Below are 22,825 nucleotides of genomic sequence, written 5' to 3'. Positions count from 1 at the left end.
AGTCCAGATCAAATGTCGAAAGCGACGCGGAAGCCAATATGCCCGGTGGTCGAGTCACCGGTGCTGCCCATGCGGGCAGCGATGCGGTACCGGTGGCAGTAGGACGCATGGCAGAGGAATGAACCGCCTTTGAGGACGCGGCGGCTTTCCTGCCGTGCCATGGCGTTGAGGGATTGCGAGGTTTTGCGCAAGGACCTCACGCGAAACACGTCCGCAGTCCACTCCCAGCAGTTTCCTGCCATATTGTACAGTCCAAATCCGTTCGGCTCGAACGAGGCGGAGGGTGCAAGCCCCTTGTAACCATCAAATCCACTGTCGAACTCCGGAAACCGCCCCTGCCAGATATTGCAGGGGGTGAAGTCATCATCCGGGTGGCGGTCGCCCCAGGGATAGATCGCGCCGCTGAGTCCGCCCTTGGCTGCATGTTCCCATTCGGGTTCGCTTGGAAGCCGTCCGCCCACCCAAGCGGCAAATTGAACCGCGTCCTGCCATGAGATGTGAACGACAGGATGATCTTTGAATGCCTCGACATCGGAACCAGGTCCGAACGGCGCATGCCAGCAGGCGCCCTCGACACGCCGCCACCATTCAGCGCCGACGACGCCTGACGTCGCAACCTTGGGATCGACATGCTGGTAAAACACATAGGACCAGCCCAGCTGCTCAGCCTCAGTGATGTAGTCCGTGGCCGCAATGAAATCAGCGAACTGCGAATTGCTGACGGCTGCCCTGGCGAGCAGGAACGGCTTGAGCCGCAACTTGCGGACCGGGCCCTCCCCGTCCGCCGGCAGGTACGGCCTGTCTGTCCCGACCAGCACGAGCCCGCCTGGAATTTGTGCCTCATCGACAGATAACGGTGAAAGAGCTCGATGCACTGGCGCCGGCGAACCGGCGTCTGATCTCTTCGATATTTCGGGTGGGAGGCAACAACTCTTCATGGTGTCATTTCATTGGTCGCAGTCGATAGGCAGGCTCCAGACGAAGATACAATAATAAGGCCTGCGGACGTTGCGCAAAGGCTTTTGCTCAATCCGGACGCTCCCGGCTTCATAGGTTGTGAATAATTTCCGCCTCAGATTGGACGTCGGCGAGGGCGCTTCGCACGATCGCGGTCCCGATGACCGCTCTCGCGGCAGTAGCGGGAGACTTGCTGATCGCAACGCAACCACGCGATTTTCAGCGCTATAACACCACTGTACCCTCCTAGCGTCTAGGCACCGAAGGCAAATTGCTCTAACTAGATGCGAACCTTGGTCGCAGTGTCCGATGGATCGACTAGATGCAATGCGAGTATTGCTTGCCGTGGTCGACGCCGGCAGCTTGTCGGCCGGCAGTAGGAAGCTGAATGCAATAACGCGCGGATCTCGCCGACGGCCAGCTCCGGCTTCTCGAAAATTGATCAGCGCGCCCGGGAGGCGCTTGCTGACCTTCCTATTTCACGACGGTCTTTATCTTCGCCACCCGGCGAGATTGACTTCGGCCACACCGCTCTTCTCGATTTCCTTGAGGCTCGTCCCGAAATTCTTCAACACGTGGCCGACATCGGCCGGCGCACCGATCCGTGGCGACGGCGCGCACATTCAGGAATGTCCTTGGCGATTGCCAGGACCGCTGCGCGGCCGTTGGTTCGAATGCGCCGACAACCTGTCCGGCCAGAGACAGGCGGCCGGCTATTCGGCCGCCGACCGCCGAGGCAGCACCCAGTCGGGACGCGGGAAGTGGCAAGTGTAGCCGTTAGGGTAGCGCTCGAGGTAATCTTGGTGCTCCGGTTCCGCCTTCCAGAAGTCTCCCGCCGGCTCGACCTCGGTCACCACCTTGCCCGGCCATAGGCCCGAAGCGTCGACGTCTGCGATGGTGTCTTCGGCTATTCGCTTCTGCTCCTCGTCGACGTAGTAGATCGCCGAGCGGTAGGAGGCGCCGACGTCGTTGCCCTGTCGGTTTCTTGTCGTCGGATCGTGGATCTGGAAGAAGAACTCCAGAATCCGCCGGTAGCTGATCGTCTGGGGATCGAAGATGATCTCGATGCCTTCGGCGTGGGTGCCGTGATTGCGGTAGGTCGCGTTCGCCACATCGCCGCCGGTATAGCCCACGCGGGTCCCAATGACCCCGGGGAGCCTGCGGATCAAGTCCTGCATTCCCCAGAAGCAACCACCAGCCAGAACAGCTTTCTCGGTCATTTAGATATCCTCCACCTGGTTGAGATACGCACTATAGCCCTCGGCCTCCATTTCCCCACGCGGAATGAAGCGCAGTGCGGCGGAATTGATGCAGTAACGCAGGCCGCCCTGGTCTTGAGGACCGTCGGGAAACACGTGGCCGAGGTGGCTGCCGCCATGCGCGGAGCGCACCTCCGTGCGGGTCATACCATGAGAGTCATCCCGCAGCTCCTTGACGTTTGCCGGCACGATCGGCTTGGTGAAGCTCGGCCAGCCGCAGCCGGAATCGAACTTGTCGGCCGAGGCAAACAGCGGTTCGCCGGAAACGATGTCGATATAGATCCCCGGTCTCTTGTTGTCATGATACTCCCCAGTGAAGGGGCGTTCGGTGCCGTTCTGCTGGGTCACCCGATACTGTTCGGGTGTGAGCTTGCTGACCGCTTCGTCGGTCTTTGCATAGGTCATTGCCCTATCTCCGTTCTTGGATTTGTTGCCTGAATATGGCGAAGGCCCCCGGGGATTACCAATATCGGATGTGCATAGATTCGATAGCCGTACGGCAAGTACCGTTCTGCCCCGCTCACGCCCAGTCGTGCCGAGCGGCCATCTGCGCGATCTTGCGGATCTCGAGCGGTGTGCCGGAACCGGAGACCGTTACAAATACCAGTTCGCGCTCCAATGATATCCCCTCGACCGGGCGGGTCGCTATGCCTTGCACGACGACGGACCGCTCGGGCATGATGCAGATCGCTCGGCCTTCGGCTACCATTTGCTGGACCCAGTCCTCGCGCTCCGCACTGAAGCGCGGTTGCATGACCGCGTCATGGTCCATCAGGTGCTCGGTGATCTCGGTGTGGAACTCGCAGGCCAGCCGGTCGACATAGGGATAGGCTGCAATCGCCTCGGTGCTGACGACGTCTTTGCCCGCCAGCGGATGGTTCTCCGCACAGGCGAGGAGGAATCGCTCACGAAACAGTGGCACGACGTTGAGCTTGGGGTTGGGACGCGGCGCCCGCGGCAAGATGCAAGCGTGGTATTTGCCCGAAAGCACTTCGTCCGCACCTTCTCCGGCCAATAGCTGATGCATGTGGACCTTTATGGAAGGAAGCTCTCCAAGCGCGTCATCGAAGAATGCAGCAAAGGCGGCGGGGCCGATGGTCGGGGCAACCGCGATGTCGAGAATACGCCGCCGGCCGAGCACCGTGCTCTCGGAATGCTCGCGCACGTTTCTAAGTGCGAGTTCAATCCGCATGAACTCGGCCTGGACGTCGCGGCCGAGTGCCGTAAGTCGGCTGTCCTTGCCATCGCGATAGATCAGCGGACTGCCCAATTCTTCCTCGAGGCGCTGGATTGCTCGCGTGAGACTTGGCTGCGAGACGCCACTTCGGCGCGCGGCTTCGGTGAAGTTCAAGGTTTCGGCCAAATTGAGGAAGTACCTAACGTGATTGATGTCCATGGATCACTTGTTGCGTAGGTTCTGACAGGGATTGCCATCAAAGTGGAAGCGAGATGTGCTGGTTGCTAGCCTGCCAATGAGTGAATACAGATCAGTTTGTGCCACTGTTGGAGAGCGCCCGCCACCGATAAGGTACCCGGTGCAGGTGAAATTCAACCGCGGGGGCAGTGCGGTCACAGCTGCCCTTCCATGGATCAGGAGAGCCGTTGCGTGGCCATGGTTTGGCTCGCGCTTGAGCGTACGGAACAAAGCGCGGCCCGGAATTGGTCGACCCCCATGGGAGGCAACGCATCAAGCACCCTTCCACAGAAGCGGCGGTGGCGCGAAACCGCTTTGCGCCTTCGCACGGCTGTTGGAGGCGCCGGTCAGAGGGGTGCGGTAGTAGACCGCTTCCTCGCCCGCCGATTTCAGCGCGTCCTCCAAGCTCACGCGCGGAGGTTCTGGGCCGACATCGGAAGATCGGCCGCTTCCTTTCAGTAGCGGACATCACTTAACATCTTCCCCGCCTCCGGACGGGGATTTTCAGGGGCGGCTTTAGGCCCGCCCTTTCGAGTCCTCGGCTCCCGCCGGAAGTCTCCGCCGCCGCCGATGGCAGTGTTCCAGCCAGTCGTATGTTGACCGCCGCGTTGACGTCGGCGTGGTCTGCGTGTCCGCAGGAGAGGCAGAGGAACTTCGCTTGGTTTTCGCGGTTTCCCTTGTCCCTCGACCCACACTTTGAGCAGGTCACGGACGTGTATCTCGGATCGACCTTCACGACGTTTCCGCCGAGGAAGGCAAGCTTGTAAGTCAGCAACAGCTCGAAGCGGTACCACGCCGAAGCGAGGATCGAGCGATTGAGGCCAGCCTTCTGGGCGACGGTCTTCCCCGGCTCTTCGACGGTCCCTTTCGGCGAGGCGCTCATGTTCCTGATCTTCAGGTCCTCGAGGACGGCCGTTGCGAAGCGCCGCGCGATGCGCGTCGTCGTCACGTGTTGCCAGTGCAGCCGTTTGCGCGCCGCCTTCGCTGCGATCCGCGCGGCGTGGCGTCTGGCCTTGGCCTGGCGCTTCGAACGCCGCTTCCGCCGTGAGGCTGTACGCTGCCACTGCTTGTGGCGGTCGTCGAGGTTGGTCGGCGGCATCGCGTGCCTCTCGCCCGTGGAGAGCGCGACGGTGTTGACGATGCCGCGGTCGATGCCGACGGCCGGATTGTCGTTTTCCGGCGTCTCGTGTTCGAACGCGCAGGAAAAGGCCATGTGCCATCCGTTGGCCTCGCGCACGACCGTGACGTTGCCGACCTCGCCCCTGATCGGGCGGGTGTAGCGGAACTTTACGTCGCCGATTTTCGGGAGCCGCAGCCGCGCCCACTTCGCGTTCAGCACCTCGATTTCGCCGACGCGGCTCGACGGGAAGCGGAACGCGTCGTTGACGAACTTGCGCCTCGGCTTCGGGTACCCCGCCCGTCCGGCAAAGAAATTCTGGAACGCCTGGTTGAGGTCACGCAGTGCCTGTTGCTGCGCGTCGATCGGGCATTGCGCCACCCACGGCACCTCGGAGCGGATCGCCGTCAGCTCGCGCGCCTGGGACGGGTAGGAGATGGTCCTTCCCTCGGCCTTCTTGAACTGCCGCCAGAAGGAGGATCGCGGCTCAAGGGCGATGTTGTAGACGAGGCGCACGACGCCGCAGCAGCGGGCGAAGAATTCCGCCGTCTGCTGGTCAGCGTCAATCCTGTACTTGTACGCGCGGTTCGTCATGCTATGGTTGTATCAATTGGCCGGAGGCATCGCAATATGGATTATCGCACTGGAAGACACCGTGTTTTTGCGTTGCACGTTCATTTGGTCTTCGTCACCAAGTACAGGCGGGATGTGCTGTCGGAACGCGCCGTGGCGGAGCTGTCGCGCATCTTCGCGAAGCTATGTTCCGACTTCGATGCAGAACTCGTGTCGTGCGACGGCGAAGACGATCACGTCCATCTGCTGGTGAACTATCCTCCGACCGTCCAGCTGTCGAAGCTCGTCAACAGTCTCAAGGGCGTGTCGAGCCGACTGCTGCGGCAAGCGAGGCCGGAAGTGGCGGGGCGCTACTTCGACGGCGTGTTGTGGTCGCCGTCATATTTCGCCGCGTCATGCGCCGGCGCGCCGTTGGACATTATCCGGCAGTATGTCGAGACCCAAAGGTCGCGCGCTTCCTCCCCGCCCTGAAGGACGGGGTTTTCGCGCGCGGTTCCGATGAACTGGTCAGCCACGATACCGAAGAGCATCGACCAAGACCGAAAAAGCCGCCGACGGCTGCCGTCTGCTAGGATAGTAAAGGTGATAGCCCGCGAAAGCAGGACACCAGTCCTCCAGCACCCTCACAAGGCGGCCGTCGGAGAGCTGGTCAATGACATGATCCTCCATGACGAAGCCGAGCCCGAATCCAGCCTCGGCCGCTCGGACGATCATGCTCACGTTGTTGAACGCGAGCTGGCCATCGACACGCACGCGAAGCTCGCGCCCGTCCTTTTCGAGCTCCCAGGCATATAGGCCGCCCCCGCTCAGCATGCGTAGGTTGATGCAGCGATGCGACGCGAGATCCTGCGGCGTCGTCGGTTTCGAATGGTCGGTGAGGTACTCCGGCGATCCGACGATGGCCATCCGGAGGTTGGGACCTATGCGGGCCGCGATCATGTCCTTTGCCAAGGCTTCGCCCAGGCGGACACCGGCGTCGAACCGTTCGGCCACGATATCGGTGAAGCTGGAATCGATGCTGAGTTCGACGTGGATATCGGGGTACTCAGGAAGGAGCCTTTGAATGGCCGGCCACAGCACCGTGGTCGCGGCGTGTTCGGACGTCGTGATCCGTATCGTTCCCGCCGGCTTGTCGCGAAGTTCGCTCAAGGACGCCAGCTCTGCGCCGATACTGTCCAACGCCGGCCGCAATGTCGCAAGCAGCCTTTCACCGGCCTCGGTCGGTGCGACGCTGCGCGTCGTCCGGGTTAGAAGACGGACTCCGAGACGGGCTTCGAGCCGTCTGATTGTATGGCTCAATGCAGACTGTGACGCCCCCAGGCGCGCCGCCGCGCGCGTGAAGTTCTGTTCCTCGGCGACGGTCAGGAAGGCGCTGAGATCGGCAAGCTCCCCGCGCTTCATTCATGAACCTCCCTAATGGCTGCGGCTTTATTACCGCAACTTCATCTCATAATGACGCAAGGTCAAGGCGCCTGTCGCGGAGCGACAACAACAAGGCTCCCGAAGCTGCCGATGCCTGCGACACCTATTACGAGCGTCAATGCCCAGGGCGTGCCGTCGGCAAGGGCGCTCACCGCCGCGGAGCCGGCGATGCCGGAGCCGTAGTGGATCGCTCCGACGAGCGCGGAGACCGCCCCGGCCTGTTCGGGGAAGCCCTGGAGGGCGCCGCCAATGGAATTGGCCACGATGAGGCCGGACCAAGACACGAAGACGAAGAGCAGTGTTGTGAGCGCCCACAGGCCTCCCCAACCGGTCGCGCCCGCGACCAGGATCGCAAAGCCGGACGCCATCGCGCCGAAGGTGCCGAACCGCAGAAGGGTCGTGCTGCCAAGCCTGGTCACAAGCCTCGAGTTGACCATGTTCGTCACCATGATCCCGACAATCCCCAAGGCGAAAAGGACGCCATATAGTCCGGCCGGGACATGGTAGTAGTCGATGTAGGCGAAGGGCGTTCCGGCGATGTAGGCATAGATGCCGGCATAAAAGAAGCCGCCTGCCGCAGCAAATCCGAGAAGGCGCCGGTTAGCGAGCAGCTTGCCGTAGCCAAGCACGGCGTCCGTGATCGAATTCTTGTTCCGCCGTTCTGCCGGCAGGGTCTCCGGAACCGTAAAGAGAGCGGCCAGGGTCGCCAGCCCCACCGCGACCAGAACCCAGAAGATCGAGCGCCATCCGGCTATCGCGAGGATCTGGCCCCCGACGATCGGCCCCAGAAGCGGAGCCACGGCCATGATGGTGATGAGGATCGAAAGCATCTGCGCGGCCCGGCTTCCCTCGTAGAGGTCGCGGACCATCGCACGTGCGAGCACGACGCCGGAGCAGGCGCCGATCGCCTGCACGACGCGCCATAAGATCATCTCAGCGGCCGATCCCGACATCGCGCAGCCGGCCGACCCGATGACGAATAGGAGAAGGCCGACCCCCACGGGAAGCCGGCGGCCATACCTGTCGCCGACAGGCCCCCAGAAGAGTTGGCCGAGACTGAAGCCGATCAGGAATCCGGACACGGTCAGCTCGATCGAACCCGGATCCGCTCCGAAATCCCTGCCCATGGCCGGCATGGCCGGAAGGTAGAGGTCTGTCGAGATCGACGCGAATCCCATAAGGGCGCTGAGCACGGCAAGGACGCGCCTGCGGGGCGGAAGCGGGCTGACGGAGGATGTATCGACGGGCGCCGCGATGCAATCGGCAGAGCTCGCGAGTTCGTGTGACATGGTTGTCGTCTTTCTGAAAAGAGATTGGGCCGAGGCGCCGTCAAACCTCCTCCGGCATACGGCCTTTAGAGACCAGTCATCTTCATCAGCCGCTCGGGATAGCGGTCACCCTCGACCTGTATCTTGGCGGCCGCGTCATCGAGTTCGGCAAGTTCCGCAGTCGACAGCTTGACGGCGGCGGCGGCGAGATTTTCCTCGAGGCGATGCAGCTTCGTGGTGCCGGGGATCGGCACGATCCACGGCTTCTGCGCGAGGAGCCACGCAAGCGCGATCTGGGCCGGCGTCACGTTCCTGGCGTCGCCGACGCGCTTGATAAGATCGATCAGCGCCTGATTCTTCTCCATGGCTTCGGGCGTGAAGCGCGGCAGAAGCTTGCGGAAGTCGTTCTCGGCGATCTTGCTGTCCTTGCCCATCGCCCCCGTCAGGAATCCTTTCCCGAGAGGGCTGTAGGCAACGAGACCGATCCCGAGCTCCTCGCAGGCCTCCAGGATGCCATTCGTCTCGGGGCCGCGCGTCCAAAGTGAGTATTCATTCTGCAGCGCCGTTACCGGCTGCACGGCATGCGCGCGCCGGGCTGTTTGCGCGCCGGGTTCCGAAAGGCCGAAATACTTGACCTTGCCCTCAGCGATCAAGTCTCTTACGGCACCTGCGACATCCTCGATCGGAACCTTGGGATCGACGCGATGCTGATAGAGAAGGTCGATGGCATCGATGCCAAGACGCTTCAAGGACGCCTCGGCGACTTCCTTGATGTGTTCAGGGCGGCTGTCCAGGCCCGTCTGCTTGCCGTCTTCGATCGTGAAGCCGAACTTCGTGGCGATGACGACTTGGTCGCGAACCGGACGCAGCGCCTCGCCGACGATCTCTTCGTTGGTGAAAGGGCCGTAGACCTCGGCCGTGTCAAAGAAGGTTACGCCATGATCGACGGCGTCGCGGATGAGCTTGACGCTGTCGGCGTTGCTGAGGGCATGGCCGTAGCTGAAATTCAGGCCCATACAGCCAAAACCCAGGGCTGACACCTCAAGGCCCTGGCCGAGAATGCGCTTTTCCATGATTACACCTTTCTTTTGAATGCCCGAAAGATAGGCGAAGTCGGGGGGACAGATTAGGCCGTCCAATCGGCATGCGGTCATGAATTGGATTCATGACCGCATGCCAAACACGCCCTCTAATCCAATCAATGCTCGGATGGTAGTTTTGCCTTCGCAGACCGAGGATCGTTGGCGCAGGCAGGAATGGTTCATAAGAGCATCCACCCCCTACAGTTCTCGTCATTGGCGCGACTGGGAGCATCGGCGGTCTCATCGTGGAAGGGGCCTTGCGGCACGGCTGCTCGCCGACGTCACGGAAGGATACCACGCGATGGACGATCGCCGCGCAATCAAGACGCTTCTTCGCGTCTGACAGACAAGGTCCGGCCGAAAGCCGGGCCCGCGTTGTCTGCAATCCTCGATCCGAACGGCTCCAGCCGCCCAATTTGGACGACAACATGAGGTGTCCTATGAACAAGATCGTCGCCATCTCCGCTCTCGCCGCGACGGGCGTCGAAGCACAGGAACCCCGTGCACGCGTCGCTCCGCCGGTCGTGTACGACGTTGCTCCCGGCCTCGGCCATTTCACCGACGACGTTCTCTTCGGGGAGGTTTGGGAACGGGGCGAGCTTCCGCCGCGCGACCGCAGTCTTGTCACCGTCGCCACCCTGATCTCGACCGGCAAGGCAGCGCAGATCGGCAGCCACGTCCGCCGGGCGCTCGACAACGACGTCGCGCCGGACGAGATCGGCGAACTGATCACGCAGCTCGCCTTCTACGCTGGCTGGCCGAACGCGATATCGGCCGTGACCGAGACGAAGAAGGTGTTCGATGAGCGCGACATCGCTCCGGTGGGAAACAGCGCTGCTGCCCGTATCGAACTGGAAGCCGCTGCCGAGACGGCACGTGCGGCTGCCGTCAACGCGAACGTGGCACCTACGGCTCCGACGCTCGCGGACCTCACCAATCGTGTCCTGTTCGGCGATCTGTGGCGGCGGCCGGATCTCAGCGCCCGCGACCGCAGCCTTGTGACGATGGCGGCCCTGATCGCGATCGGTCAGCCCGAGCAGCTCCCTTTCCATACCAACCGCGCCATGGACAACGGCCTGACCCGCGCCGAAGCATCCGAGGTCGTAACGCATGTCGCATTCTATGCCGGTTGGCCAAGGGCGATGTCGGCCGTGCCCGTCCTTCAGCGAGTATTCGACAGCCGCGGCAATGGTCTGCAAACGTCCGCCGCGCAATCCGCGACATCGGGCGACCTGAAGATCACGCGGGCCAACCAAGGCAGCGCGAAGGCTTCGGAGCAGCACTTTACTGGAGAAGTCGAGACCTCGGGCTTCTACCAGGGCGACGCACCGGCCCGGGTCGGTGGGGCGACCGTTTCCTTTTCGGCGGGTGCGCGCACGGCCTGGCACACGCATCCGCTGGGACAGACCCTCTTCATCATATCCGGCCAGGGCTGGGTACAGGAGGAGGGCGGACCAATCGAGAAGGTCGGCCGCGGCGACGTCGTCTGGATTCCGCCTCTGGCCAAACACTGGCACGGCGCCTCGGCAGACGAGGCGATGACCCATTTCGCCGTCGCCGAATCCTTGAACGGCAGTGCCGTCACCTGGATGGAGAAGGTATCCGACGAAGACTACGGCAAGGGACGCCAGATCGACTGACGGAGCCTGTGGTGCGCAAGGAGCAATCATATGCAGATCCAAATTCCACGGCGCAAGTTCCTGAAAGCTCTATCCCTTGCCGCGGCCGACCTTGCGGCGCCTGCCGAGAACAACGCATCGCAGGCGCGGTTCGGCTCCAGCGGAACCTTGGTCGCCTATTTCTCGCGGACCGGAAACACGAAGCTCATTGCGCGTCAGATCCGCGGGGCAAGGGGTGCGACGCTGTTCGAAATCAATCCCGGCAACCCCTACCCCGAGGACTATGTCGAGACGGTCGCCCAGGCCAGCCAAGAGACGGGGGCCGGATACCTTCCGCGCCTGAAAACCATCGTGGCGGACGTCCGCCGATACGACACCATCTATCTTGGCTTCCCGATCTGGGGAATGACGGCCCCACCTGTCGTCCGCTCCTTCCTACGGGGACATGACCTTTCCGGAAAGATCATCCACCCTTTCATAACGCACGGAGGATACGGCCTCGGAGATAGCATCGACATCGTCAGGTCGATTGCTCCCGGCGCCGACGTCCGGCCCGCCTTCTCGATGGAGGCGGACCAGGAACGGCGGACCCTGGAACAGGTGACAGGCTGGCTGAGCGGCTAGTTCGCGAAGTGAATGGCCGCTCGGGCTGTGACGGCACAAACCATCGACAGGAGGAGAGAATGCAAACACGCCGACTTGGACACCGTGGTTCCGATGTTTCGGCTGTCGGCCTCGGCTGCATAGGCCCCAATTATCATCGCGGCCCCGCCATGCAGAGGAGGGATGCGATCGCGCTTCTTCGTGCGGCCTTCGAACGCGGCGTGACGTTTTTTCGATACGGCCGAGGCCTATGGGCCGTTCACCAATGAGGAGATCGTCGGCGAGGCGTTGGCGCCGATCCGGGATCAGGTCGTGATCGCCACGAAGTTCGGCTTCAAGGACGGGCGCCCGGCCGTCGGCCTTGACAGCCGGCCGGAAAGAATCCGCCTCGTCATCGACCAGGCTACCACGAATTCGACCCTAGACGCTTCATTGGAGCCACGACGAGCACCCCGCCGGGATACGCTCGTTTCCTCGAAGACGAGCTTCATCGGGCCGACGCGATCCTGCTCGTCGCCGAGGAAGACGGCTCCATTTTAGGGTATGTGTATGCGGCACTTGAAGGATACGGCTACACGTCCTTACGAGGCCCTGCGGGCGTCATTCACGACCTGTTCGTTGATCCGGCCCGTCGACGCGAAGGTGTCGGTCGAATGCTACTTGATGCTGTCTTGGCAGAGATAAAAACCCGCGGCTCCGAACGCGTGGTGCGCTCCACGGCTTACCAAAACAAAGCCGCTCAGTGCTTGTTTGCTTCCATCGGCTTTCGTCCGACGATGGTCGACATGACGCGGGAACTGGATACGATTGCGTCGTAGCGATAAACTGCCTGCGCAAATCATACCTGCGACCGAGTGACGTCCGTTTCGGCTCGAAAGACAGCCGTCCGCGGCTGTCTTGGATGTGCCGGAAAGACCTTCATCGCGGTAGGTCACGACCTCGCAAGCGCTGCAGCGTGCTCCTCAATCCAGGCAATCTCAAGCGCCGCCTCGTCGAGCACACCGCGACGAGCGAGTTCCACCTCCCACTTAGAACCGTCAGCGACGAGCTTCCACATGTGTTCCTGCAAGTGCCGCACCCGCTCGATTCCCGCGTGCACGACGCCAATCTCAGGCTCGAGCCCGTACGCGTGAACCAGCAAGCGAAAGCGGCGGGCCTTTTCGGCGACACCGGTCGGGAGTCCATGTGCTCGACACTTCGCGTCGCGCCAGAACGGCACCCAACGCCAGGCGATGAATCCGAGGTCCCACGCACGAGGCCCTGGCGCCGCGGCGTCCCAATCGATGAAAGCCACCGGCAGGCCCACTCGAAAGACAGTATTCCATGGCGTGAGATCGTTGTGACAAACCGTCTCGACAGGCAGACGAGCCTTTAAGCGCCACTCGCGGCCAGCCCACGGAAAGCTGGCCGCGGCATCGTGATAGGCCCGTACGAGCGCGCCAAGATGAACGAGCACGTCATCGCGCCAGACATAGTCCGGGAGACGGACATCGAAGCGGCCGCCTTCGCCGGGAATAAACCCGGCACCTTGGCCGACCTCTCCCTCGATGTAGGTCAGAACCTCTCGCCCTTGGTCGTCAAGGCCATGCACACGTGGCGCCCCGGCAAATCCTTCACGCTCAACGTGTTGCAACAGATCAAGGACGGCGGGCGACCAAGCGCGAGCGTCGCGCCGAACTGTCTGACCGACTCGAACGACTCTCGAGTCCGCACCGCCTTCGAGGGGAATCTCTGGCTCATCAACCATACGTCCAACTCGCTCTGATTGTCCCGCGTGCTATCTGGACAGCGTACGCGCTGAGCAAATAATCGGTCAAACGGTAGATGTCCGCTTTGGTTTAGAAAGCGGAGGACAGCTTAGTTTTCCGGATCGCGCTATAAACCAGTGAACCACGAACTCTGATCAGCCGGTGGAGCGCTAAACCCACGGCAAGCGGCGGCGAGGAGAGCACGCTGTCCGGAACGCAGTCGACTTTTCGATATCCAACTGGAGGCGCCTCTTTTAAGGTCCGAATCACGGCGCGCGGGGCCAGTTTTTCAATCTAAGTTGTTGATGTTATTTAAGAATTCACAGGCCGTGCCCGAAGAACGATATGTATTCGCATCGATAGGTGGCGTGGCAGGCTACGAAGCCCATCCTTCCTCTGGGGCGCGAGACAATTTCGGAAGGTCGAAAGATGACGGCAAATACTTGCCGCGCTACTATTTACTGCGGCGGTATGATACCCGTCATCGGCACGGTTAGCCCGATGGATTGAGACGACCTACACGTTTTTCAACGCTGGCGGCGCCACCGGCACCTCAGAAATAGTACATTGGCGGCTGAAGTCAGCGGAGCACGTCCTTGAATAGTATTCCCGATCTAGTGGCCTCTGCTAAAACCGTTCACGCCCGTTACAGCGCGGGCCGAATGGAACGTGAGACCGTGAGAGAATGGATCGGCAGACTTGGCGCGTACGATGGCCCGACCGGCGAACGCGTTCGGGAGGCAGCTGAGTGGTTTCGCGCCAATAAAAGCGAACCGGTGTCTGAGGAAATCAGCCGAACCGATCTAGAGCGCATCGCTGCGATTTTTTCATCTTGACCAGAACATTTCTCTCTCAATAATTTCTACCCGCGGCTTCATCAACCGCAGCGGCAACACCACATGGGGTGCCAGGAAGCTCCGTGGATCGCGTGTTTGATCATATAGGATCGGCAATCACGCAAGCTAACCGTTATAGTTAGCGACTGTTAACTTTTTCATATTCATCCATTCTAAAATATGGTACCGCGGTCACTGCTTGGAGACCTTGCGATGCGACGTTTCAATCTTCGACATGAAATCGATGACAAGTGGCTTGTTGTGGACGGGCTGACGATGGAACCCGCCACGCTTGGTGACGTGCAGGTGAGTGGCATGTCTTGGGCCGAGGCCTGTGACTTTGTCGACTTGATGAACTCTGTGGATGCTATCGAACGAGACTCGATCCGCTATGCTGCTCCTTTGGCTGCGGTGTGATTGCCGTTCGCTGCCGGTTAGCTGATGCGCACTTCCGTTCGAAAAGCGGCATTAACAATCGCAAAGCAGAGCGAACGTTCATTGCGCGGGGGAAGGAGCACCGGGTCTGACAAAAAGGTTACCAGACGTCTCAGGGGCCGATGTAGCACTACGTCGGCGAGTGGACGTTCACGCGTGGTTACTGGCCCGCTTGACACCGGTGACACGCCGCTTCGCGTCCGTGACCAACGTCCCTTTCGATTGGTCCAAGATCACAACTGTGTTGCCGAAGGGATCGCGGATTCTGGCGCATCGTCCGACCGCGATTTCGAATGGCGGTTGCACAGCCTCTCCGCCGGCGGCCAAGAACTCCTCAAACGCCTCGTCCACGTCATCGACCAGGATGTCGGTCTCGGGACCGATATGAAGATGGACAACCAGTTCCGCGTCGGTTTCCGGGAGCGCAAAGCCGGCGGCTTCATCGTCCCGCCAAAGCAGGGCTTGACCGAGCCGACCCCCATAAAAAGCTATAGCTGCATCGAGATCACTCACGTGGAGGAGATGATTGTCGAGCTTGCGGAATAATGGTCTTTTTCCAGGGTCGTGCGTCATTGCGGGACCTCATATGCGCAGAGATTCGGACGGCCATACAGCCCCTGATGAGATAGGCTTCGAGACTGCGTCCGCAACCGGGGTCACCTTCCGTCTTTCGGACCCACTCGGTGGAAGTTCGAATTCGCAGTTGGCCGATGCAAATTAATGTAGCGCAAGATCCAAAAGCTACGACTACCTGCCTTTGCGCCAGAGAAGGAACCCGCTCCCGCGGGAGGGAAAGCGCAGGCTTTGAGACGTGTGCCTCGTTGATGGCATCGGTGAAGCTTTGATCGATCAGAGGTGACGGGCGGACGAAGACCTCCGAGCATGGCGTCCACCCCCATCTTCACAGAAGCCGACGCCGGACCCCGGCCTAACTGGCATCCCGGATATCAAAGCGTGCGATCCTGTCAGCCTTCATATGGAAGACGTGAAGCAGTGTTTTGGCTTTGAGACCGTGGGTTTGATCCTCCAGCGGCTGGCCATTGAGATCGTATACGTTCTGGACCACCTCGACGGCTAATGCACCATCTTTCATGCGCTGAAATGCCACCGGCTCTACATGTGGACTCACGATAGCCCATTGACGTGTCCAATAGTCACGAACTGCCTCACGCCCGTGAACATGGCCACCTTCCATGCCGTTGGCCCAAGCAACATCATCAGTAAGCACGGCAAGTATCCCGTCGATGTCGCGCGCATTGAAGCGATCATAGATGAGCTTGATAACTTGAGTATCGATTTCCGACATGGCGTTTCCTCAATCTGGTTTGGAACGACCGTTGAACGGCGCGTAACCAACATTGCCAGCATAGATATATACGTACATATATATTCCATAGTCAACGCCAGGTAAGGAGCGAATAGAATGGACGAGGATGTGCTTTCCACGCCGGGGCATCTAATCAGCCTCGCGGCGCGAGGGTTCGCCCGCCTGAGCGAGTCACGCCTCAAACCGCTTGGCTTCGGCGTCGGACATTTACCGGTACTGGTCGCGCTGAAAAATGGCAATGCGAGCACGCAACGCGACCTTGCGCGCTTCGCCAAGGTGGAGCAGCCACCGATGGCGCAAATGCTCGCTCGCATGGAGCGGGATGGCTTGATCCAACGAACACCTGATCCGGTTGATGGTCGAAGCAGCCACGTAGTGCTGACAGAGTACGCGCAAGCACGCATGCCCGAGGCAACGGCGGCGTTGTTTCAAGGCAATCGTGAGGCATTGGACGGCTTCACAAGCGCGGAAACGGAACAGCTCGTCACCCTGCTTACTCGGTTGATCGCCAATTTGGATCAAATTGCGAGTGTTTCGCCGCCATAGCCACCTGCTGCCGCTGCAATGGAGACGCCCGCCGTTCCAGTGAATGAGAACCTCGTTGCAACAGCTTGGTGCAAGGTCGGAGTTTGCGATCAACTTTTCAGCTCACGACCTTGAAACCGGAGGCTTCCATGGCAGCGCTTATAGGTGAGAAGATTGTCGGAGGCGCAATCTAGGATCAGCCGGTCGTGCAGGCCAGCGCGATGCCGTCTGCGACCTCTCTGCTATGGTCCGAAAGATTGCCCGTTGCGACCCTGATATGATTGCTGGGCAGGATCGAGAACTTTGCGCCAGGGTGAACGGCGATCCCCCTCGCCGCCAACGTGACCATCGCAAATGGCTCCGATGAGACTGGAACCCAGGCGCAAAGGCCGGCGCCATCATCCACCTCTACGCCGCGCTCGCGCAGCGCATTCGTCAGCTCATCGCGCCGCTGCTGATAGATATTGCGTGCGCGGGCAAGGATTTCATCCGTCATTTGATCGCGGAGCAGCCACGCGACTGCGGCCTGTAGAATCCGGCTGGTCCATCCGGCGCTGAAGCTTCGGTAGGATTGAATTTGCTCCACGATCGCCCTGGAGCTCGACAATACGGCAAGACGCAGGTCCGGACCCAGCGTCTTTGAGTAGGACAGGATGTGTATGACGCGGTCGGGAAAACGTCCGCCCAAGGAATGCTTGGGTGCGCCGGAGATGTCGGCCACGCCATCGTCTTCGATGATCAGCGTATCGCTCCCCGCCAGAATGTTTCCCAGAGCTTCCAAACGCGCCCTGCTGACGCTTTGGCCTGTCACAGAATGAAGCCGCGGCTGAAACAGAAATGCGACGGGGCGATATTTCGTGGCCGCCTCAAGTGACGACGGCAGGGGACCGTCCTTGTCGCACTGAACGGGCAGGATGCGCACGCCCAGATCCTCAAGAATATCGAGAAGGCGCATGGCCGTCGGATTCTCGATTGCGACCGAAGCGCCCGGCATAACCAAAGCATGCAGCAGCGTATAGACTGCGTTGTATCCACCATTCGTGGCGAGAAAGGCCTCCGGCTCGTAAGGCCAGTCGCGCCGCACAGCCGCTTCGAGCTCTGGCAGGATGCGGCTGCGTTCGTAACTGTTGAGGTTTTCCGCAGACGCGCCGTATGCCAGGGCCTCGGCCAGGGGCGGAAGCAGCCTTACATCCGGGACCGCCGCCGTGAGGTTGAGTACGCCTTCTCCGTAGTTGCCGGAACTTGCAAGCCTCTCGGGCTTGGCAACGAACCGGTCGCCGCTGACCCAGGTGCCGTTGCGTCCGCGCCCGCTGATGATCTTCTGGCGGCGCAACTCGCTCCAGGCCTCGGAGATCGTAGCAGGACTGACGCCAAGCGCGAAGGCAAGGTCGCGGATCGCCGGCAGCTTCGTTCCGACCGGAAGCGCACCTGCGCGGATCAAGGCGCTGGTTTCCAATGCAATGCCGCGGATCGTCTTGTCGCTCAATTTTTCGGCAAACCAATCGGCATTTCGTGTTTCGCTCATTTTTGCACCAGATTAAATGTTCAATAACGTAATAACATTTGATCGAGTCAAATTGAACATTTATTTACGAGCAAGAGCAACCATCTTTTGCGAGCGAAATGCATGACTGTAACGATACGGCTGGCCCTGCGCGACTGGGACTACATGACCCCGCTGGTGTTGGGAGACGTTTCCTCTCCCCGCCTCGACGTGAAGGTCGATAGGGTTGCCACGCTCATCTCCCATGTCGGAAAGGACGAGGCACATGACGCGGCGGAAATGTCCTTCAGCCGGTACGCCCAGCTTCGCGCCGACGGCGACGATACGGTGATCGGCATTCCGAACTTCATCATGCGCGGCTTTCGCCATCGCTGCATCATCACGACGAAGGACAGCCCGATTACGGAGCTGAGCCAGCTTGCCGGAAAGCGGATCGGCGTTACCGGATGGCGCGATTCCGGAAACACCTGGACACGCGCTGCCTTGCGCCGTGAAGGTGTCAGCGTCGAGGAAGCGATGTGGTTTGCCGGCCGATTGACGGAAGCTCATCCCATCACCGATCGTCTCGACGGCTTTGGCCGCACGGGACGCATCGAAGCAGCACCAGGCGAGCGCCCGATGGTCGACCTTCTGAAGGAGGGGGCACTGGATGCCGTTTTCACGCCCTTCATGCCTGAGGGCTTTTTCGATAGAGATTCGCCCTTCCGCCAAGTGCTTGCAGATTTCCGCCGTGCCGAACGCCAGTATTTCAAGGACGTCGGCTACGTGCCGGGCATGCATCTCATCGGCATCAAGGCGACGGTGGCGGCGCAATATCCGTGGCTCCTCGAAGAACTCAGCGCGTTGATCGATGAATCCAAGCGCGTCTGGACGGTCAGGCGTCGCAAATATGCCGACACCACGCCGTGGATCTTCGATGAGCTTTTGAAGGTTTCGGCAGATCTTCCACCGGACTGGGACGAGAGTGGCCTTGATGCGAACCGCGCGATGATTTCCGATTTTGCACGGGAACTGCACGAACAGGGCATCCTGCCGCGAGCGCTCACGCCGGCAGAGCTTTTTCCGCTGCAGGCGTCCTCAGATCGCCCGCAGCTTGCCGCAGCCGGATCGTAAATCCGTTTCCATACAAACCAAAAAGGGGAATAAGAAAATGCCTTTGAAATCCATCACCGCCTTCGCTCTTGCGAGCGCCCTGCTCTCTGGAATGGCCTTGGCCGAGGATGCAACGCTTCCGAAGCTCACCGTCAACGAGGAACTGCGGGCAAAGCTTCCCGAGGACATCAAGACCGCCGGCAAGATGATCTCAGTCAACAACGGCTCCTTTCCTCCCTACGAGATCGTGACCGGAACGAAGATGGAGGGCGCCAGCGCCGACCTCACGGACGCGCTCGGCCAGGTGCTCGGCGTCACAATCGAGCACGCCACCGTCGGTGGCCTTCCAGCACTTCTCGCCGGCGTCAATTCCGGCCGCTATCAGTTCGCCTTCGGCCCTGTCGGCGATTTCAAGAGCCGCGAGGAGGCTAACGATTTCGTCGACTGGGTGCAGGAATTCGTCGTCTTTGCCGTGCACAAGGGCAACCCCAACGGCATCACCTCGCTGGAGACCGCCTGCGGACAGCGCATTGCCGTGATGGCTGGCGGATCCGCCGAAAAGGTCATCAAGGTCCAGGCCGAAAAGTGCAAGGCCGATGGCAAGGACGCGGTCGAGGTTCAGTCCTTCACCGATCAGCCAAGCTCGATCCTTGCCGTCAGGTCCAAGCGCTCGGATGCATTCTTTTCCTCCCAAGCCCCCCTCACCTATTTCGTGTCGCAGGCCAATGGCCAGCTCGAACTTACGGGCGTCGGCCAGAAGAACGGTTTTGACAATCTTTACCAGGGCGCGGTCGTGCCGAAAGGATCGCCGCTTGGCCCCGTGCTGCGCGACGGCATGAAGATTCTCATGGGCAACGGCACCTATGCGGCAATCATGAAGAAATGGGGCCTTGAGAACAACATGATCAACGAGCCGGGCATCAATCTCGGCGGGACGTTGCCAAAATGAGTGCCAGCAACCACAAAAGCGCATCGCCTCCGGGCGATGCGGATCCCCGCGACGTCGTCAACGCGCATAAGCCGTTTCGCATCGATCGCCTTATCCTTTGGACGCTAACCCTGGCGATTGCGGCCGATTTTGGCTGGATCGTCGCAAACAACGAGAATTTCGGCTGGCCCGTCGTCGCGCAATATTTCTTTGACACGACGGTCATTAGCGGCCTTTACGTCTCGCTCGGGTTGACGGTCGTTGCCATGTTGATCGGCATAGCGCTCGGTCTATTGCTTGCCATTGCGCGGTTGTCGGCGGACCGGCTCGCCCATTCCCTTGCCGGTCTCTTCATCTGGTTCTTCCGCGGCACACCGCTCCTGGTGCAGCTGATATTCTGGTACAACCTGTCGACTCTCTTTCCTTCGATTTCGATCACCGTGCCTTTCGGGCCGACATTGGCCAGCTGGGACACCAATTCCGTCATCACGCCCATGACGGCGGCAATCGTCGGCCTGGCGCTCAACGAGGCGGCTTACATGGCCGAGATCATCCGCGGCGGCCTTCTTTCCGTCGACAGGGGCCAGGCGGAAACCGCGGAAGCCTTCGGCATGACGCGTGCGCGCGCACTGCGAAGGATCATAATCCCGCAGGCGATGCGCTCCATCGTTCCGCCCACGGGCAACCAGCTCATCAGCATGATCAAAGCGACCTCGCTCGTCAGCGTCATCGCCATGGCGGACCTGCTCTATTCGGTCCAATCGATCTACAACCGCACGTTCGAGATCATTCCGATGCTGCTCGTTGCCGTGGTCTGGTACTTGCTGATCACCTCGATCCTCAACATCGGCCAGGGCTATATCGAGCGCTACTATAGCAGAGGCGACAGACGTTCCGGCAGCATAGCGAAGCCTGCCGGACATGCGGGCACGTCGGTCGTACCGGACGCCCCCTCACCCGTCATCGTACAGGAGGCAAGCCGTTGAATGCCGTTGCAACTGTCGAACCGCTCGTCCACGCGCGCAATGTTCACAAGTCCTTCGACAATCTAGAGGTCCTGAAAGGGATCGATCTCGATGTCTCCCCTGGCGAGGTCGTGGTCATCCTCGGGCCTTCCGGCTCGGGCAAATCGACCTTCCTGCGCTGCATCAACCATCTGGAATCCATCAATCAAGGCTCGATCATGGTCGACGGAGAACAGATCGGCTACCGGTTGCGAAACGGCCGCCTTGAAAAACTCTCCAACAATGCGATCGCTGCACAGCGGCGCAAGATCGGCATGGTCTTCCAGCAGTTCAACCTCTATCCGCATATGACCGCGCTCGAAAACATCATCGAAGCGCCGGTCGGCATCCACGGCGAAAGCCGCAAGGCTGCGACGGAAAATGCGTTGATGCTTCTGGAGCGCGTCGGGCTTTCGGAAAAAGCCGGCAGTTACCCGCGCCAGCTTTCCGGCGGCCAGCAGCAGCGTGTGGCGATCGCACGGGCTCTGGCGATCAAGCCGAAGCTGATGCTGTTCGACGAGCCGACCTCCGCACTCGATCCCGAACTCGTCGGCGAGGTCCTTTCTACGATGCGCGACCTGGCAAGCCAGGGGTTGACCATGATCGTCGTGACACACGAGATCGGGTTTGCACGCGAGGCGGCCGATCGGGTCATCTTCATGGATGGCGGCAAAGTCGTCGAACACGGCAAGCCCGAAGATGTCCTCGGCAATCCGCAGCATCAACGCACGAGAAGCTTTCTGGCGCGCTTCATCTAGCCGGCAATCTGAGCGCTCAGGATCCTGCCCGCGCCACTAAAACACGGCGCGACAATTCCGTTCATTCTATCTATTGGAACCGACTGATGACACGCGACAATGCTTTTGCCCGTATCTCCGACTTCGAGCCGCTCAAGGCAGAGCTTGAAGCGACGCGCCGACATCTTCACGCCAATCCGGAACTGTCGTTCGAAGAGGCGGAAATCGCACGCTTCGTCGCCGAGAAACTGGAGTCCTGGGGCTACGACGTGTTGCGCAATGTCGGCGGCCATGGGGTCGTCGCGCGTCTCAAGGTGGGCAACAGCGCGCGCAGTATTGCGATCCGCGCCGATATGGATGCCCTTCCCATCCAGGAGGAAACAGGCCTGCCTTATGCGAGCAGGGCAGCCGGCAAGATGCATGCATGCGGTCACGACGGCCACACGACGATGCTGCTTGGGGCCGCGCAATATCTGGCGCGCACGCGCCGTTTTGACGGAACAGTCAACCTGATTTTCCAGCCCGCCGAGGAAGCCGGTACGGCAAGCGGGGCGCAGGCGATGATCGCCGACGGATTGTTCGAACGCTTCCCGTGTGACGCGATTTTCGGGCTGCACAATCACCCCGGCGCGCCGGAGGGCACCTGGCTCCTGCGTTCCGGTCCATTGATGGCTGCTGCCGATACGGTAAAAATCACCATCAAGGGAAAGGGCGGCCATGCCTCCAGGCCGCATCTGACAGTCGACCCGGTCGTCATTGCCTGCAATCTCGTCGTTTCACTGCAGTCGGTCGTTTCGCGCAGCATTGATCCCACGCAAACGGCAGTGGTCACCGTCGGCTCCATCCATGCCGGCGAAGCCTCGAACGTCATTCCGGACATCGCAACGCTTTCGCTCAGCGTCCGGTCCTTCGAACCGGCGATAAGAGACATTCTGGAAGGGAGAATTCGCAAGCTCACCGCGACTGTGGCCGAGGGTTATGGCGCCGGCTTCGAAATCGATTATGTGCGCGGCCACCCCGTCGTCATCAATTCGGAGAAGGAGACGGAGTTTGCCCGCACCGTTGCGGAGGAGCTTGTCGATCCGGACAAGATTTTGACCTGCCCATTGATCCCCGGGAGCGAGGATTTTTCCCATTTTCTCGAGCACAAGCCGGGCTGCTTCCTGCGTCTTGGCAACGGGCTGAATTCGGAAATCCTGCACAGCTCGAAATTCGACTTTGCGGACGAGAATCTGACGGTTGGGGCCGCCATGTGGGCCCGGCTGACAGAAAAGTATCTGGCGTAGATCGGTCGGTCGTACCCTGTAGAAATTCGTCGCGCCGTTAACCTTGCCGGTAAAGATTGGATTCAGTCTTTTTTGGTAATTTTCCGTTA

24 protein-coding genes and 3 pseudogenes are annotated in these 22,825 nt (G+C 60.6%); 13 read left to right on the top strand and 14 right to left on the bottom strand.

Annotation, left to right across the window (positions count from 1 at the left end):
* Positions 1-8: 8 nt before the first annotated feature.
* The 7 genes and pseudogenes from ACZ9BX_RS25765 to ACZ9BX_RS25735 form a co-directional block, all read right to left on the bottom strand.
* Positions 9-938: a formylglycine-generating enzyme family protein gene (locus ACZ9BX_RS25765; RefSeq protein ID WP_476220924.1), complete on the bottom strand. Its 930-nt coding sequence runs from the start codon at positions 936-938 to the stop codon at positions 9-11.
* A 522-nt stretch (positions 939-1,460) separates the two neighbouring features.
* Positions 1,461-1,621: pseudogene (locus ACZ9BX_RS25760) on the bottom strand (osmotically inducible protein C); the annotation flags it as partial.
* Positions 1,622-1,670: 49 nt separating this feature from the next.
* The gene (msrA, locus tag ACZ9BX_RS25755) at positions 1,671-2,177 is read right to left on the bottom strand and encodes a peptide-methionine (S)-S-oxide reductase MsrA (protein ID WP_132558154.1); all 507 of its coding nucleotides are present in this window, start codon (positions 2,175-2,177) and stop codon (positions 1,671-1,673) included.
* Entirely contained in the window at positions 2,178-2,621 is a 444-nt protein-coding gene (msrB, locus tag ACZ9BX_RS25750; RefSeq protein WP_476220923.1) for a peptide-methionine (R)-S-oxide reductase MsrB, read from the bottom strand.
* Positions 2,622-2,736: 115 nt separating this feature from the next.
* Positions 2,737-3,612, bottom strand: coding sequence for a LysR family transcriptional regulator (locus ACZ9BX_RS25745; RefSeq protein WP_476220922.1), 876 nt, complete (start codon positions 3,610-3,612; stop codon positions 2,737-2,739).
* A 291-nt stretch (positions 3,613-3,903) separates the two neighbouring features.
* A pseudogene (locus ACZ9BX_RS25740) lies at positions 3,904-4,056 on the bottom strand (NAD-dependent epimerase/dehydratase family protein); the annotation flags it as partial.
* 46 nt (positions 4,057-4,102) lie between these two features.
* On the bottom strand, positions 4,103-5,341 hold the full coding sequence (locus tag ACZ9BX_RS25735; RefSeq protein ID WP_476220921.1) for an RNA-guided endonuclease InsQ/TnpB family protein: 1,239 nt from the start codon (positions 5,339-5,341) through the stop codon (positions 4,103-4,105).
* Positions 5,342-5,377: 36 nt separating this feature from the next.
* Here ACZ9BX_RS25735 and tnpA point away from each other — a divergent pair, with 36 nt between their 5' ends.
* Complete coding sequence (tnpA, locus tag ACZ9BX_RS25730; RefSeq protein WP_476220920.1) at positions 5,378-5,791, top strand: IS200/IS605 family transposase; 414 nt, start codon at positions 5,378-5,380, stop codon at positions 5,789-5,791.
* A 36-nt stretch (positions 5,792-5,827) separates the two neighbouring features.
* Here the strand turns inward: tnpA and ACZ9BX_RS25725 are convergent, their stop codons facing one another.
* From ACZ9BX_RS25725 to ACZ9BX_RS25715, 3 genes are all read right to left on the bottom strand, one after another.
* Entirely contained in the window at positions 5,828-6,721 is an 894-nt protein-coding gene (locus ACZ9BX_RS25725; RefSeq protein WP_476220919.1) for a LysR family transcriptional regulator, read from the bottom strand.
* A 62-nt stretch (positions 6,722-6,783) separates the two neighbouring features.
* Complete coding sequence (locus tag ACZ9BX_RS25720; protein WP_476220918.1) at positions 6,784-8,031, bottom strand: multidrug effflux MFS transporter; 1,248 nt, start codon at positions 8,029-8,031, stop codon at positions 6,784-6,786.
* 65 nt (positions 8,032-8,096) lie between these two features.
* Complete coding sequence (locus ACZ9BX_RS25715; protein WP_476220917.1) at positions 8,097-9,083, bottom strand: aldo/keto reductase; 987 nt, start codon at positions 9,081-9,083, stop codon at positions 8,097-8,099.
* A gap of 449 nt (positions 9,084-9,532) precedes the next feature.
* On the opposite strand from ACZ9BX_RS25715, the gene ACZ9BX_RS25710 reads away from it, so the two are divergent.
* The 4 genes and pseudogenes from ACZ9BX_RS25710 to ACZ9BX_RS25695 all read left to right on the top strand — a co-directional run bounded on the left by ACZ9BX_RS25710 (position 9,533) and on the right by ACZ9BX_RS25695 (position 12,132).
* The gene (locus ACZ9BX_RS25710) at positions 9,533-10,732 is read left to right on the top strand and encodes a (R)-mandelonitrile lyase (protein ID WP_476220915.1); all 1,200 of its coding nucleotides are present in this window, start codon (positions 9,533-9,535) and stop codon (positions 10,730-10,732) included.
* 30 nt (positions 10,733-10,762) lie between these two features.
* Positions 10,763-11,335 (top strand): flavodoxin, encoded by a 573-nt coding sequence (locus ACZ9BX_RS25705; protein WP_476220913.1) that lies wholly within the window; start codon positions 10,763-10,765, stop codon positions 11,333-11,335.
* A gap of 59 nt (positions 11,336-11,394) precedes the next feature.
* Positions 11,395-11,719: pseudogene (locus tag ACZ9BX_RS25700) on the top strand (aldo/keto reductase); the annotation flags it as partial.
* 26 nt (positions 11,720-11,745) lie between these two features.
* Positions 11,746-12,132 carry an N-acetyltransferase family protein gene (locus tag ACZ9BX_RS25695; RefSeq protein ID WP_476223041.1) on the top strand — a complete coding sequence of 129 codons (387 nt, stop codon included), beginning with the start codon at positions 11,746-11,748 and terminating at the stop codon, positions 12,130-12,132.
* Between the two features lie 113 nt (positions 12,133-12,245).
* On the opposite strand, the gene ACZ9BX_RS25690 is transcribed toward ACZ9BX_RS25695, so the two are convergent.
* Entirely contained in the window at positions 12,246-13,061 is an 816-nt protein-coding gene (locus ACZ9BX_RS25690) for an aminoglycoside phosphotransferase family protein (RefSeq protein WP_476220911.1), read from the bottom strand.
* A 597-nt stretch (positions 13,062-13,658) separates the two neighbouring features.
* Here ACZ9BX_RS25690 and ACZ9BX_RS25685 point away from each other — a divergent pair.
* Complete coding sequence (locus tag ACZ9BX_RS25685) at positions 13,659-13,898, top strand: hypothetical protein (protein ID WP_132558169.1); 240 nt, start codon at positions 13,659-13,661, stop codon at positions 13,896-13,898.
* Between the two features lie 213 nt (positions 13,899-14,111).
* A complete protein-coding gene (locus ACZ9BX_RS25680; protein WP_476220909.1) occupies positions 14,112-14,315 on the top strand; it encodes a hypothetical protein in 204 nt (67 codons plus the stop codon).
* Between the two features lie 168 nt (positions 14,316-14,483).
* On the opposite strand, the gene ACZ9BX_RS25675 is transcribed toward ACZ9BX_RS25680, so the two are convergent.
* A complete protein-coding gene (locus tag ACZ9BX_RS25675; RefSeq protein ID WP_476220908.1) occupies positions 14,484-14,906 on the bottom strand; it encodes a VOC family protein in 423 nt (140 codons plus the stop codon).
* A 355-nt stretch (positions 14,907-15,261) separates the two neighbouring features.
* A complete protein-coding gene (locus tag ACZ9BX_RS25670) occupies positions 15,262-15,639 on the bottom strand; it encodes a nuclear transport factor 2 family protein (RefSeq protein ID WP_476220907.1) in 378 nt (125 codons plus the stop codon).
* A 117-nt stretch (positions 15,640-15,756) separates the two neighbouring features.
* Here ACZ9BX_RS25670 and ACZ9BX_RS25665 point away from each other — a divergent pair, with 117 nt between their 5' ends.
* Positions 15,757-16,206 (top strand): MarR family winged helix-turn-helix transcriptional regulator, encoded by a 450-nt coding sequence (locus ACZ9BX_RS25665; RefSeq protein ID WP_476220905.1) that lies wholly within the window; start codon positions 15,757-15,759, stop codon positions 16,204-16,206.
* Positions 16,207-16,381: 175 nt separating this feature from the next.
* Here the strand turns inward: ACZ9BX_RS25665 and ACZ9BX_RS25660 are convergent, their stop codons facing one another.
* On the bottom strand, positions 16,382-17,710 hold the full coding sequence (locus tag ACZ9BX_RS25660) for an aminotransferase-like domain-containing protein (RefSeq protein ID WP_476220903.1): 1,329 nt from the start codon (positions 17,708-17,710) through the stop codon (positions 16,382-16,384).
* A gap of 102 nt (positions 17,711-17,812) precedes the next feature.
* Here ACZ9BX_RS25660 and ACZ9BX_RS25655 point away from each other — a divergent pair, with 102 nt between their 5' ends.
* The 5 genes from ACZ9BX_RS25655 (at position 17,813) to ACZ9BX_RS25635 (ending at position 22,736) form a co-directional block, all read left to right on the top strand.
* On the top strand, positions 17,813-18,802 hold the full coding sequence (locus tag ACZ9BX_RS25655) for a substrate-binding domain-containing protein (protein WP_476220902.1): 990 nt from the start codon (positions 17,813-17,815) through the stop codon (positions 18,800-18,802).
* A gap of 37 nt (positions 18,803-18,839) precedes the next feature.
* Entirely contained in the window at positions 18,840-19,730 is an 891-nt protein-coding gene (locus ACZ9BX_RS25650; protein ID WP_476220901.1) for an ABC transporter substrate-binding protein, read from the top strand.
* Positions 19,727-20,695: an amino acid ABC transporter permease gene (locus ACZ9BX_RS25645; RefSeq protein WP_476220900.1), complete on the top strand. Its 969-nt coding sequence runs from the start codon at positions 19,727-19,729 to the stop codon at positions 20,693-20,695. Before ACZ9BX_RS25650 ends, ACZ9BX_RS25645 begins: the two co-directional genes overlap by 4 nt.
* On the top strand, positions 20,692-21,471 hold the full coding sequence (locus ACZ9BX_RS25640; RefSeq protein ID WP_476220898.1) for an amino acid ABC transporter ATP-binding protein: 780 nt from the start codon (positions 20,692-20,694) through the stop codon (positions 21,469-21,471). The genes ACZ9BX_RS25645 and ACZ9BX_RS25640 overlap by 4 nt, the downstream gene beginning before the upstream one ends.
* A gap of 83 nt (positions 21,472-21,554) precedes the next feature.
* Positions 21,555-22,736: a M20 aminoacylase family protein gene (locus ACZ9BX_RS25635; protein ID WP_476223040.1), complete on the top strand. Its 1,182-nt coding sequence runs from the start codon at positions 21,555-21,557 to the stop codon at positions 22,734-22,736.
* The last annotated feature ends 89 nt before the right edge of the window (positions 22,737-22,825 follow it).

It is taken from the genome of Rhizobium sp. USDA 3886 (assembly GCF_056279785.1).
This window is presented reverse-complemented; position numbering and strand designations above follow the sequence as displayed.